Genomic DNA, 12,047 nt, shown 5'->3' on the forward strand with positions numbered 1-12,047 from the left:
GAAGACGCGGCAGGAAAAAAAATCCTCACATGCGAATGCAAAATATTCTCAAGTGGTGCTATTTGCGTGCTTCGATGCGGATCCTGCCGTCGGCCAGGGGCACGGTTTTCACCGGCAACAAGGCAGGCAGGGCGTTGAGCAGCGCGTCCGGGTCATTCACATCGAGGTTGCCGGAAACCTTCAGTTGCGCCACCGGGCCATCGGCCAACACCACGGCCTTGGGCCGGTACAGGCTCAGCTCATCCAGCAGGCTGGCCAGTTCACGGTTGCGAAAGGACAGGTGCCCGCTGCGCCAGTCGGCGACTTCGCCAACGGCCAGGCGTTGTTGCTGCACGGAGCCCTTGGCGTAGTTGTAGGTTGCCCGCTGCTGGGCGCCGAGCATGACGGCGCTGGCTTTTTGGTCGGGGGCGAAGGCAACCATCCCGTGGGCCACGCTGACCACCAACTGCTGCTGGCTGCGGCGCACATCAAACGCGGTGCCCACCACCCGCACATCGGCCTCGCCAGCGCGCACGAACAATGGCCGCTCCTTGTCGGGCGCCACCTCCACGTACAACTGGCCCTGGTCCAGATGGATCACGCGGCGATGGGCATCGAAGTCCACGCGCAACTGCGTGCTGGCGTTGACGTACAAGGTGCTGCCGTCCGGCAGGTCCAGGGTGCGCATGCCTCTGTCCTGTGCCGCGACCTCGGTGTGGTAGAGCCCGCGCGGGGCGCCCAGGTTACTGGCGAGCAAGGCGCAGACCAGCGCGGCCGCCACTGCCAGGGCGGGGCGCCAGGGCGCGGGCTGGCGCGTGGGCAAGGGCACGGGTTTATTCAGTTGCTGCAGTTCGCCAAGGTCGGCCCACAGCTGTTCGAATTCGGCGTAGGCGCGCGCATGGGCCGGCACGGCATGCCAGGTGGCGAAGGCCTTGCGCTCCTGTGTGCTGCTTGCGTTGCGATTGCGCGCAAACCAACTGGCAGCCTGGGCATCGATGGTGTCGTGCTCATCAATTTCGTGGCCGTCGCGGTTGCTCAAGCGGGTCATTCTGGCTGCTCCTTGCCCGGGTCTTTTTGAAGTCGCTGCTTGCAGTGCAGCAGGGCAAAGGCAATGTGCTTTTCCACCATGCTGATCGAAACGCCCATGCGCTCGGCAATCTGCGCCTGGCTCAGGCCTTCGAAGCGGTGCAGCATAAGGGCTTCTCGCCTGCGGGGCGAGAGTTCGGCGAGGACTTCTTTCAACTGTTCCAGGCGTTGGAGGCGCAGGGCGGCGGCCATAGGATCGTTTTGCTCGTCGGTGACAGGCTCGGCATCCCATTCGCCCTGTTCATGATGGACGCTGTGCCGCACCTTCTGTTTGCGCCAGTGGTCGCGCAGCAGGTTGCGCGCCATCTGAAACAAAAAGGCCCGTGGCTGCTCGACCTTGCTCCGGTCGCGGTAGTCCAGCCATTGGGTAAAGACATCCTGGGTCATGTCCGCCGCGTCGCTGGCGTTGTCCGTGCGTTTGCGCAGGTAATGCAGGATATCTGCATAAAACCCGCGAAAGGCGTCGGCCGACAACGGGTCGGGCTTGAAACGAGACATGGATATCCTTCTTGACGCAGCACGCTGCAGAAAAGTCGCGAATGATATCGAGAATTATTGCTATTTGTCTCCGTAAATTTAGCGATGCATGCATTCCCCTGTGGGAGCGGGCTTGCCCGCGATGGCGGTATGTCTGATCCACCGCTATCGCGGGCAAGCCCGCTCCTACAGGGGGTGTTTTAGCGCAACGCGGCCAGCAGCTTCTGCAACTGCGCCTGACCCGCCATGTCCAGTGGGAACACCGGCAACCGCGGATCACCCACCTCCAGCCCGGTCATGCGCAAACCGGCCTTGATCGTCGCCGGCAAGCCACCCTTGAGGATGAAGTCCAGTACCGGCAACTGCCGATAGAACAGTTCGCGTGCCCGGTTCAGGTCGTTGGCCTGCACCGCCTGGTACAGATCCAGGTTGAGCTGCGGGATCAGGTTCGGCGCAGCGGTGCACCAACCCTTGGCCCCGGCGGCGAACGCTTCCAGGGCCAGTGGATTGCAGCCGTTGTAGAACGGCACCTGGCCTTCACCCTGGCGGTACAACTGGTGCATGCGCTGGATGTCGCCGGTGCTCTCCTTGACCATCGTCACGTTATCAACGCTGTTGACGATGCGCAGGATCAACTCCACCGACATATCCGTGCCGCTGGTGGCCGGGTTGTTGTAGAGCATGATCGGCACACCAACGCTGTCGCCGACGGCCGCGTAGTGCGCCAGGATCTGCGCTTCACTGAGCTTCCAGTACGACGTTGGCAGCACCATCACCACATCGGCACCTTCGGCTTCGGCAAAACGTGCGCGGCGCACGGCCTTGGCGGTGGTCAGGTCGGACACGCTGACGATGGTCGGCACGCGCCTGGCGACTTTTTGAATGCTGTAGGCGCTGACTTCATCCCACTCGGCATCGCTCAGGTAGGCGCCTTCACCGGTGCTGCCCAGCGGCGCGATGGCATGCACGCCGCTGTCGATCAAACGGTCGATGGAGTGGCCCAGGGCGTCGAGGTCAAGGGTGCTGCCGTCGGCGCTGAACGGGGTGATGGTGTAGCCGATGATGCCGTGAATTGTAGGGCTGGACATGGAATGTCTCCGGTCGAAAAAGGCTTCAGTTCAGGCAATCGGCGTGTTGGCGCAGGTTCTGCCGAGCGTAGTAGTTGAACGCGGCGCCGTGGCGCTTGGGCTTGGAGATCCAGTCATGGGCCTCGCGTCCCAACTGCGGCAGGATCGGCTTGACGGTCCCGGCGGCCATGGCCAGCAATTGCAGTTTGGCCGCCCGTTCGATCAATTGCGCGATCACGCAGGCTTCTTCGATGGTGCTTCCGGTGGACAACTGGCCGTGGTGCGACAGCAGGATGGCGCGCTTGTCGCCCAGGGCCTCGGTGATGATTTCGCCTTCTTCGTTACCCACCGGCACACCCGGCCAGGCTTCGAGGAACGCACAGTCTTCGTACAGCGGGCACAGGTCCATGTGTGACACCTGCAGCGGTACTTCGAGCATCGACAGCGCGGCGATGTGGGTCGGGTGGGTGTGGATGATGCAGTTCACATCCGGCCGGCCACGGTACACCCAGCTGTGAAAACGGTTGGCCGGGTTGGGCATGCCGTGGCCTTCCAACACTTCCAGGTCTTCGTTGACCAGCAGCAGGTTGCTGGCGGTGATTTCATCGAAACCCAGGCCCAGTTGCTGGGTGTAGTAGGTACCAGGCTGCGGGCCGCGGGCGGTGATCTGCCCGGCCAGGCCCGAGTCGTGGCCGTTCTCGAACAGAATACGGCAGGTCAGGGCCAGCTTTTGCCGGTCGGTCCACGTATTATCCGCCAGGGTACTTTGCATCTGGGTCAGCGCTTGCTTGACCAGTTGTTCTTTGGGGAGTGCTAATGTCTTGGCCATATCGGTGTCCTTTGGGTGGTTCATTGGACGTCGATTTGCTGGTTCCCGCTGCTCGCAAGGTCGTTGGGTTCTGCAAATGACACTAAAGAGGCTATATGACACAATGTGTCATTGGCAAGCAATAATCATCGCCTCCTGCTTGGATTAATCGCTGCGCATGTCTATCCGTTTGAAATTATTGAGAAAAAAACTCGGTGTCACCTTGGAGGCATTGGCCGAAAAATCCGGGATGACCAAGAGCTACCTGTCCAAAGTCGAACGTGGCTTGAACACCCCGTCGATTGCCGCTGCGCTGAAACTGGCCAAGGCGCTGAACGTCAAGGTTGAGGAGCTGTTCAGCGAAGACAGCGTCAGCCTCGACAGCTACAGCCTGGTGCGCAGCCACGAGCGGCCCGACACTGCACCGGGTTACGCGGTGCTGGCCCACCAGGTCAGCGAGCGCAGCCTGCTGCCGTTCATCATCTACCCGCCGGCAGAATTCAGCGACAAGACCTTCAAGGAGCATTTGGGGGAGGAATTTCTGTTTGTGCATGAAGGCCGGGTGGAAGTGGACTTCATGAACGAACGGGTGCTGCTAGAGCGCGGTGATGCGTTGCACTTCAATGCGCAAAAGCCCCACCGGATCCGCTCGGTGGGCGAGGTGCAGGCGCAGTTGCTGGTGGTGGTGCACAGCGCCGAAGAATAGGCCTGGAACGCGGTCAATGTAGGAGCTGGCTTGTGTGGGAGCGGGCTTGCTCGCGAAAGCGGTGTGTCATTCAACACATCCAGCGTCTGACCCACGGCTATCGCGAGCAAGCCCGCTCCCACATGGGGTATCCAGTTAGGCTGGGATCAGTGCTCGACCGGCACCGACAATGCCGGGTTGCCCAGCGCATGGCTGCGCGCCGCAAAGAACCTAAGCTCCACTTCCATCCCCTCAAACAGCCCGGCAAACCTGCGTTTCTGCTGTTGGATAAACCCGTCGCTGCGGCCAAATACCGAGATCGCCAGGGTCTTGATCTTCGACCGGCGAATCGCCTCCACCAGGTGCCCGTCCTGTTCGCTCAGGTGATGGCCGAAGATGCACAGCGCACCTGCCTGTCCCAGCAATTGCTCATAGCAGAACGCCAGGTAATCCGAACTGCGAATGCTCTTGAGTTTCTCGCTGCTGGGGCCTTCGTTGATGAACAGCGGTACATCGTCGAGGGTCTTGATCGTGTTGTTGATGGCAAAGCTGCTGAGCAACGTGCTGTCAGTGGACGGCAATTTGCGCGCCGAGCCATCCAGGTTGCGCACCAGGTGCAGGCCGCCGTGCAGGTACAGGATGCGCGTCGCGGCGGTAGCGGTATCGCGCAGGTCAAAACGTGATTCGGCGCCGCGAAACAGGTCGTCGATGCCCGGTGTGTGCAGAATCGACCAGTAGTTGAGCAGGTCGTAATTGCTGGTGAACACCGTCTTGTAGCTCGCCAGTTCCTGGTTGATCGTGGCCAGGGTCGACGGCTGCACCAGGCGCCAGGGGATATGCACGGCGTGGATGGTATTGATCAGCGCTTCCTTGATCGCGTAGTAGCGATTGCGCGGCGCGGCGGAGCTGACGGCCAGGGCTTTGTTGACGCGGCTGGTGGTTTTCAGGGCGCCCAGCACCTGCTCGAAGCTGCGGGTCTGCATCGCGTCAAACACGCTCAGTTCGGAAGCGCTCAGGGGCTTTTCTTCGACGGTGCGCGCGTTTTCAAACAGCGAGTCGTAGGCAAAATCTTCCCACACCGCGCGACTGGCACCGTTGCCGATCAGGATGGCGTCGAAGGCGATGCTGTTGCGCAGTGCGTTCCAGTCTTCAAGGGTGGCGTCGATATCCTGGAAATCCTTCATTGCGGCGGGTCTACTCAAAAACGGCTGGGTGGTGACTTTATCACGGGCGGGCGTTGATCTTGGTCAAGATGCCGCAGGCGGGTGGGGTTGATGCTGTAGGCATCAACGTATCCCCGAGGGTTCATCATGAGCAGCACGTTCTTCATTCCCGCCGTCAACATCATGGGCATCGACTGCCTCGACGAAGCCATGAGCGCGATCCGCAACTACGGCTTTCGCAAGGCGCTGATTGTCACCGACGCCGGCCTGGCCAAGGCGGGCGTGGCCAGCATGATTGCCGAGAAGCTGGCAATGCAGGACATCGATTCGGTGATTTACGACGGCGCCAAACCCAACCCCAACGTGGAGAACGTCGAGAACGGCCTGGCGTTGCTGCAGCAAAGTGCCTGCGATTTTGTGGTGTCGTTGGGTGGTGGTTCGCCCCATGACTGCGCCAAGGGCATTGCCCTGTGTGCCACCAATGGCGGGCATATCGGCGACTACGAAGGGGTCGACCAGTCGAGCAAGCCGCAGCTGCCTTTGGTCGCGATCAACACCACCGCCGGCACCGCCAGCGAAATGACGCGTTTTTGCATCATCACCGACGAAACCCGCCACGTGAAAATGGCCATCGTCGACCGTAACGTCACGCCGCTGCTGTCGGTCAACGACCCGGCGCTGATGGTCGCCATGCCCAAGGGCCTGACCGCTGCCACCGGCATGGACGCGCTGACCCACGCCATCGAAGCCTATGTGTCCACGGCGGCCAACCCGATCACCGACGCCTGCGCGATCAAGGCCATCGAGCTGATCAGCGCCAACCTGCGCCTGGCCGTGCGCGACGGCAGCAATATGGCCGCGCGGGAAAACATGGCCTATGCGCAATTTCTCGCCGGCATGGCCTTCAACAACGCCTCCCTGGGTTTTGTCCACGCCATGGCTCACCAGTTGGGCGGCCTCTACGACCTGCCCCACGGCGTGTGCAACGCGGTGCTGTTGCCCCACGTGCAAAGCTTCAACGCCAGCGTCAGCGCGGCGCGCCTGAGTGACGTTGGCCGCGCCCTGGGCGTGACCGACAAACACGCCACCTTCGAAGAGGGCGCACAAGCGGCCATCGCGGCGATCCGCTGCCTGTCCCAGGACGTCGACATCCCCGCCGGCCTGCGCGAACTGGGCGCCAAGCTGCAAGACATCCCGCTGCTGGCGACCAACGCCCTCAAGGACGCGTGCGGCCTGACCAACCCACGGCGGGCGGATCAGCGCCAGATCGAGGAGATTTTCCGTAGCGCGTTTTGAGTGGGGCAGCGGCAAGTAGCAAGCTTCAAGCGACAAGCTGTTAACCTGAGCACCTCGTACAGCGCTTAACTTGAAGCTCGCCACTGAGGCCCCCTATGAGAGTTCTGCTATTTGGCGCCACCGGCATGGTCGGCCAGGGCGTGTTGCGTGAGTGTCTGCTGGCCGCTGATGTGCAGGAAGTGGTGGCCGTAGGGCGCACGGCGTTGACCCAGGAGCATGGCAAGCTGCACCAGGTGTTGCATGCCGATATGTTCGACTTCCAACCCCTGGAGCATCTGCTGCAAGGTTTTGATGCCTGCCTGTTTTGCCTGGGGACGTCGTCGGTGGGCATGGATGAAGCCACCTACACCCGCCAGACCTATGACCTGACCCTGGTCGCTGCCAGCACCCTGGCGCGGCTCAATCCGCAGATGACCTTTGTGTACGTGTCCGGTGCCGGCACCGACAGTTCCGAGCAGGGCAAGGTGATGTGGGCGCGGGTCAAGGGCAAGACCGAGAATGCCTTGCTGCGCCTGCCGTTCAAAGCGGTGTATGTGTTCCGGCCGGGGATCATCCAGCCGCTGCATGGCGTGCGTTCGAAAACCGCGCTGTACCAGACGATCTACAACCTGATCGGGCCGCTGCTGTCACTGGTGCGTCGCGTGCGGCCGGCCTGGGTGGTGAGTACCGAGACCGTGGGCCGGGCGATGCTCAGTGTGGTCCGCCATGGCGCACCGCAACCGGTGATCGAGCCTGCCGACATCCATCGCCTGGCCGCCGAGGGGCGGTGATGGCTGTGGCTCAGCCCGCAGCGGCCAGGGCCTTGGCGGGCGCGGTGCTGAACTGAATCAACGCCACCCCACCGATCAGCATCAGCACGCCGAGCAGGCGCGGCGCGGTCAGTTGTCGTTCCACCAAGCCAAACAAGCCAAAGTGATCGAGTAACAACGAGGCGAGGATTTGCCCGGTCATGGCCAGGGCGATAAATCCCGATGCCCCGAGTTTGGGCAAAAGGACCAGGGCCAGGGAGATAAAACACACACCGAATGCGCCTCCGGTCCACATCCACAGCGGCGCCTTGCTGATAAAACCGAGGCTTGGCAGCGGCAGGCGTAGCGCCAGGATCACTGGCAACAGCACCAGGATACTCACCAGCAGTGAGGCCAGGGTCGCCCACAACGGATGCCCGAGGCCGCGCCCGAGGTTGGCATTGATCGCGCTTTGAAACGGCACCACCGCCCCGGCAATCACCGCCAACAGCAACAAGCCCAGCCAATGCAACGTGGTCATGATCAATCTCCCAAAGGTTTTACTGGACTGTACGGTATTCGTCGCGCAGATTTAAATTCCAAGTTCTTATGCTGAACATGCATGCCATGAATGATTTGCGCCGCATCGACCTCAACCTGCTGGTGATCCTGGACGCCCTGCTCAGCGAGCAGCACGTCACTCGCGCCGCCGAGCGCCTGCATCTGAGCCAGCCGGCGGTAAGCCACGCGCTGGCGCGGTTGCGGGATCTGCTGGGCGACCCATTGCTGGTGCGCCAGGGTGGCGGCCTGGTCGCCACCGCCCGCGCATTGGAGCTGGCGGCGCCGCTGGCCGATGCGCTGGCCCAGGTCCAGTCGTTGCTGGCGCCGAACCGCTTCGACCCGGCGTCGGCCAGGCGTACGTTTCGCCTGGCCATGTCCGATTACGGCGCGGCGCTGCTGTTGCCCGGGCTGGTACGGGCGCTGCGCGAGCAGGCGCCGGGGATTGACCTGGCCATCACCCACGCCAGTCGCGAAGGCATGCAGGAAGGGGTGCTCAGTGGTGAGATCGACCTCGCGGCCGGGGTATTTCCCGACCTGCCCGCCGAGCTGCGCAGCACGCCGTTGTTCGAGGAGCACTACGCCTGCCTGGTCGACCGCGACAGCTTGCCCGCAGGCGGTGTGCTCGACTTGCCCACTTACCTCGCGCGGCCCCATGTGCTGCTGGAAATGCGCGGTAGCGGCACCCCGGAAATCGAACGGGCACTGACCGCGATCCGTGAACGGCGCCACGTGGCAATCAGCCTGCCCCACTGGGGCATCGCACCGCAGTTGATCCAGGGCACTGACCTGATCCTCACCGTGTCTTCCCAGGGGCTGCTGAACATCGACTCCCGGCACTTGCTGGTGGTGCCGCCGCCGTTCCATATCCCGTCCTTCGGTTTTGTCTTGGCCTGGCATAAACGCCGTGGCGGGGATGGCGCCTTGCAGTGGTTGATCGCCCAAGTGCAAGACGTGTTGGCCAAACGCGCGGCCTAGCATTGCAGTGCCGGATGGATTGTGCACAATCGACGCGCCCCTCTTATTTATCTGAGCGTGTTACCCATGACTTCATCATTGCTGTTTGCCGTCATCGCCTCGGGCTTTATCTATGGCATCACGCCGGGGCCCGGGGTGCTGGCGGTATTTGGCATTGGGGCGGCGCGCGGGCGTCGGGCCGGCGCGGGATTTTTGTGCGGGCACCTGTTGGGTGATGTGGTGTGGTGTAGCACCGCGTTGGTGGCGATTGTCGGTGCCCGGGAAATCGGCAGCAGTGCGTTTGATGTGTTGGGTGTGCTCAGCGCGCTGTATCTGTTTTGGCTGGGCATTCGGGCGATTCGAACCCGCAGCCGCAGCGGCGAGGCTGCCCAGGGCGCCGCGCGCCAACCGTTCTGGCATGGCATTTTGTTTGGCCTGACCAACCCCAAGGCGTACCCGGTAGCCGTGGCCACGTTCACCGCGTTGCTGTCGAGCCGGGCCGAGTTGCTGACCTGGGGCATGTTGCCGTGGTTGATTGTCCTGAGCTTTTTCGGTGGCCTGCTGGCTTACGGGATCCTGATCGGCGTGGTGGGCGCGCGGCAGGTGCGCACGGTGTATCAGCGCCATGAAGTGTTGATCACCAAGCTGTGCGGCGTGATGTTCATCGGTTTTGCGATCAATGCCCTGGCCCACGCATTGCCGGGCTTGCTAGGCAGTAGAACCTCCTGAGCAGCGACGACCGTTCGTCGCACCAGCAAGTTTTTTCTAAACCTTTGCCGCCCTGAAAATTCAGATTCAGGGCGGGGCTCGTTCCCCGGCATGTCTTTATTACCTGGAGGAACCCATCATGAGCCGCATGGCTATCCGGTTACGCACCGCCACTTTCGCGATGCTGCTGGGCCTCGGCGCCAGCAATGCTTTCGCCCAAGGCCCCGCCGAATTCATCGAACAGGCCTCGGCCAAGGGCATGGCCGATATCGAAACCAGCCGCATGGCCCACGCCAAGACCTCGTCCCAGGAGATCAAGGACTACACCATCGAGGTCATCAACGAACGCACCCTGGCCAATCAACATTTGGCGGCCATTGCGAAAAAACTCGACCTGCCAGTGGCACCTCGCGACCAGATCGTCGACAAGGCCGAAACCCTGATGCCTGAACTGACCGATGGCGATTCCTTCGACGCCGCCTACACAGCCCAGCAGGTCAAGGCCAACGAAGATGCAATCGCGCTGTTCAAGCAGGAAGGCGCGGCGTCGGACATCCCCGAAATAAAGGCATTGGTTGACGAAACCCTGCCCAAGCTGGAAACCCGCCTGGAAAAAGCCCGGGCGCTGGCTTCATCCTATGGCAAGAGCCGTAACGGCGACGGTTGATCGCGGGCCTGGTCATGCAAGCGGCGGTTGGAGCTGATCCAGCCGCCGTTTTTTTATGCCTGGTTCAGGTCGGTCTTGACTGAGCCGCCTGGGTCCGCTGCTGTGCTGTCGCCGCCGAGGCTGACGGTTTGGCGCTCGCCCAGGGAACGGTATTCGCTGCGCAGTTTTTCCAGGGCTTTGAAGTCCAGGCCATCGAGGCTCAGTACCGCGTTCTGTGCATCCTTGGTCACCCGCAGCAACTCATCAATCTTGATATGCAACATGTCGCTGTCACGGTTCTGGGTGTTCTGGATCAGGAACACCATCAGGAAGGTGATGATGGTGGTGGACGTGTTGACCACCAATTGCCATGTGTCGTTGTAGTGAAACCAAGGGCCGCTGACGCCCCACAGCACAATCAACACCACTGCCGCAAAGAAGGTACGGGCGCTGCCTGCCCAGCGGGCCAGGGATTGGGAAAGGGTCGAGAACTTCATGGTGATGCTCCAGGTAGGTGCTGATGAAGTACTGACCGTGGCGGCACGCTGAAATTTCTTTTTACAATTGCTGACCTGCATGAATTTGACGGGGCTGTGCAACCGTTGGGCAGGTTCGAGGCGCAGGCATCGAACCCTGCTGGTGTAGGCCGGTCACTATTTCATCACCCCGTCAAAATGGAAGCGTGATCATGAGCCTCTCTCGTACTCTCTGCCTGGCCTGCTGCCTGGTGTTGTTGCAAGGCTGTTTCGACAGTTCTAACAATGAAACCCAAGACAACACCGACGGCAGCAAATCCTCGGTGCAGTTGAAGGATTCCAAGGCTGATCAGCCCTAGCGCTTGGTGGCTGTCAGAACAACGACCTTGTAGCCTCGCCATCCTCGAGGGTCAGCAAATACTGCTTGGCTTCAAGCCCGCCGGCAAACCCGGTCAGCCCGCCCGAAGCACCGATCACCCGATGGCAGGGCGCGACGATCGAAATCGGATTGCGCCCGTTCGCCGCACCGACCGCGCGCACGGCCTTGGGGTTGCCGATCTGCGTAGCGATCTGGCTGTAGCTGCGGGTCTCACCGAAAGGAATGGTCAACAGTGCGCTCCAGACTTTTTTCTGGAACTCGGTGCCGTCAAAGTCCAGTTCCAGCTCGAAGCGGTCGCGGGTGCCGGCAAAATACTCGTTCAACTGTCGCTCGGCCTCCAGCAGCACCGGGCTGTGGTTGACCTCTACCAGTTCGCCCAGGCGCACACGGTTGGCGCGCTCGGTTTCCCACAGGATGGCGGCGAGCTTGCCGTTGCGGGCAACCAGGGTCAGTTGGCCGACGGGGGAGGGCATCAGTTTGTATTCACACGGCATGAGTGGGCTCCTTGTTGCGCGGATCATTTAGCGGACAGGCCTGCACTTTAGCGCTCATCGCGGGTGGGTGAACTACGTTTCTTGCGGTCAAATTCGGCGGTGTCACCGCTGTTGTTGCAGTACCTTCAACGCTGGCGACGCGAGGAACCCCGAGCGGCTTTTTTCTTCCGGGGGATGCAGTACGTACCCGTCAATTCGGTTGAGCAAATAGCCAGGCAGCGTGATGTTGAGCTTCTGCGCCGGCAGGTGCTGCAAGCAAGCAGTGTATGAGCGCGGGACAAGGCTGCAGGAGGGGGGGGATTGCGGGTTTTACTGGCAAATTCCAGGCATAAAAAAACCGGCCACATGGGCCGGTTTTTTCTTCATCCCCAACCCCGGTGAAGCAGGTGGAGGAGGGCAATTGAGTGGAGCGGGTAGAGGGAATCGAACCCTCAACTAAAGCTTGGGAAGCTTTCGTTTTGCCACTAAACTATACCCGCTCAGAGCGGCTGACTTTGTACCAGAACTGCGCGGCGATTTGAAGTTTTTCTTTGAAAAATG

General features: G+C 61.5%; 15 protein-coding genes, 1 tRNA gene and 1 pseudogene. 7 read left to right on the top strand and 10 right to left on the bottom strand.

Annotated features, from left to right (window positions below; all coding sequences use genetic code 11):
- Positions 1 to 58 precede the first annotated feature (58 nt).
- From HBO11_RS26910 to HBO11_RS26925, 4 genes are all read right to left on the bottom strand, one after another.
- Positions 59 to 1,027, bottom strand: a complete 969-nt coding sequence (locus HBO11_RS26910; protein WP_169956783.1) for a FecR domain-containing protein — start codon at positions 1,025 to 1,027, stop codon at positions 59 to 61.
- Positions 1,024 to 1,563: an RNA polymerase sigma factor gene (locus tag HBO11_RS26915; protein ID WP_169956781.1), complete on the bottom strand. Its 540-nt coding sequence runs from the start codon at positions 1,561 to 1,563 to the stop codon at positions 1,024 to 1,026. The genes HBO11_RS26910 and HBO11_RS26915 overlap by 4 nt, the downstream gene beginning before the upstream one ends.
- 179 nt (positions 1,564 to 1,742) lie before the next feature.
- Positions 1,743 to 2,630: a dihydrodipicolinate synthase family protein gene (locus HBO11_RS26920; RefSeq protein ID WP_169956779.1), complete on the bottom strand. Its 888-nt coding sequence runs from the start codon at positions 2,628 to 2,630 to the stop codon at positions 1,743 to 1,745.
- A gap of 25 nt (positions 2,631 to 2,655) precedes the next feature.
- Positions 2,656 to 3,438: an aldolase gene (locus tag HBO11_RS26925; protein ID WP_169956777.1), complete on the bottom strand. Its 783-nt coding sequence runs from the start codon at positions 3,436 to 3,438 to the stop codon at positions 2,656 to 2,658.
- A gap of 157 nt (positions 3,439 to 3,595) precedes the next feature.
- Between HBO11_RS26925 and HBO11_RS26930 the strand changes: the two genes are divergently transcribed.
- Positions 3,596 to 4,123: an XRE family transcriptional regulator gene (locus tag HBO11_RS26930; RefSeq protein ID WP_169956775.1), complete on the top strand. Its 528-nt coding sequence runs from the start codon at positions 3,596 to 3,598 to the stop codon at positions 4,121 to 4,123.
- Positions 4,124 to 4,269: 146 nt separating this feature from the next.
- Here the strand turns inward: HBO11_RS26930 and HBO11_RS26935 are convergent, their stop codons facing one another.
- A complete protein-coding gene (locus HBO11_RS26935; RefSeq protein WP_169956773.1) occupies positions 4,270 to 5,286 on the bottom strand; it encodes a DUF4917 family protein in 1,017 nt (338 codons plus the stop codon).
- 126 nt (positions 5,287 to 5,412) lie between these two features.
- Here HBO11_RS26935 and yiaY point away from each other — a divergent pair, with 126 nt between their 5' ends.
- Together yiaY and HBO11_RS26945 are read left to right on the top strand one after the other, a co-directional pair.
- Complete coding sequence (gene yiaY / locus HBO11_RS26940) at positions 5,413 to 6,561, top strand: L-threonine dehydrogenase (RefSeq protein ID WP_169956771.1); 1,149 nt, start codon at positions 5,413 to 5,415, stop codon at positions 6,559 to 6,561.
- A 95-nt stretch (positions 6,562 to 6,656) separates the two neighbouring features.
- Entirely contained in the window at positions 6,657 to 7,331 is a 675-nt protein-coding gene (locus HBO11_RS26945; protein ID WP_169956770.1) for an NAD(P)H-binding protein, read from the top strand.
- A gap of 10 nt (positions 7,332 to 7,341) precedes the next feature.
- On the opposite strand, the gene HBO11_RS26950 is transcribed toward HBO11_RS26945, so the two are convergent.
- Positions 7,342 to 7,830 carry a DMT family transporter gene (locus HBO11_RS26950; protein ID WP_169956768.1) on the bottom strand — a complete coding sequence of 163 codons (489 nt, stop codon included), beginning with the start codon at positions 7,828 to 7,830 and terminating at the stop codon, positions 7,342 to 7,344.
- Between the two features lie 68 nt (positions 7,831 to 7,898).
- Between HBO11_RS26950 and HBO11_RS26955 the strand changes: the two genes are divergently transcribed.
- The 3 genes from HBO11_RS26955 (at position 7,899) to HBO11_RS26965 (ending at position 10,179) form a co-directional block, all read left to right on the top strand.
- Positions 7,899 to 8,825, top strand: coding sequence for a LysR family transcriptional regulator (locus tag HBO11_RS26955; protein WP_169956766.1), 927 nt, complete (start codon positions 7,899 to 7,901; stop codon positions 8,823 to 8,825).
- A gap of 66 nt (positions 8,826 to 8,891) precedes the next feature.
- A complete protein-coding gene (locus HBO11_RS26960) occupies positions 8,892 to 9,533 on the top strand; it encodes a LysE family translocator (RefSeq protein ID WP_169956764.1) in 642 nt (213 codons plus the stop codon).
- A gap of 118 nt (positions 9,534 to 9,651) precedes the next feature.
- The gene (locus tag HBO11_RS26965) at positions 9,652 to 10,179 is read left to right on the top strand and encodes a DUF4142 domain-containing protein (RefSeq protein WP_169956762.1); all 528 of its coding nucleotides are present in this window, start codon (positions 9,652 to 9,654) and stop codon (positions 10,177 to 10,179) included.
- A gap of 53 nt (positions 10,180 to 10,232) precedes the next feature.
- Here HBO11_RS26965 and HBO11_RS26970 read toward each other — a convergent pair whose 3' ends face one another.
- Positions 10,233 to 10,655, bottom strand: coding sequence for a low affinity iron permease family protein (locus HBO11_RS26970; RefSeq protein WP_169956760.1), 423 nt, complete (start codon positions 10,653 to 10,655; stop codon positions 10,233 to 10,235).
- A gap of 191 nt (positions 10,656 to 10,846) precedes the next feature.
- Here HBO11_RS26970 and HBO11_RS26975 point away from each other — a divergent pair, with 191 nt between their 5' ends.
- Entirely contained in the window at positions 10,847 to 10,993 is a 147-nt protein-coding gene (locus HBO11_RS26975; protein WP_169956758.1) for a hypothetical protein, read from the top strand.
- Positions 10,994 to 11,006: 13 nt separating this feature from the next.
- Here the strand turns inward: HBO11_RS26975 and HBO11_RS26980 are convergent, their stop codons facing one another.
- From HBO11_RS26980 to HBO11_RS26990, 3 genes and pseudogenes are all read right to left on the bottom strand, one after another.
- Entirely contained in the window at positions 11,007 to 11,507 is a 501-nt protein-coding gene (locus HBO11_RS26980; protein ID WP_169956756.1) for a methylated-DNA--[protein]-cysteine S-methyltransferase, read from the bottom strand.
- A 102-nt stretch (positions 11,508 to 11,609) separates the two neighbouring features.
- Positions 11,610 to 11,747 (bottom strand): annotated as a pseudogene (locus tag HBO11_RS26985) (type II toxin-antitoxin system HicB family antitoxin); the annotation flags it as partial.
- 165 nt (positions 11,748 to 11,912) lie between these two features.
- Positions 11,913 to 11,986: transfer RNA gene (locus HBO11_RS26990), tRNA-Gly, on the bottom strand.
- Positions 11,987 to 12,047 lie beyond the last annotated feature (61 nt).

The sequence above is a fragment of the Pseudomonas sp. WS 5010 genome (genome assembly GCF_012985565.1).
Classification (GTDB): Bacteria; Pseudomonadota; Gammaproteobacteria; order Pseudomonadales; family Pseudomonadaceae; genus Aquipseudomonas.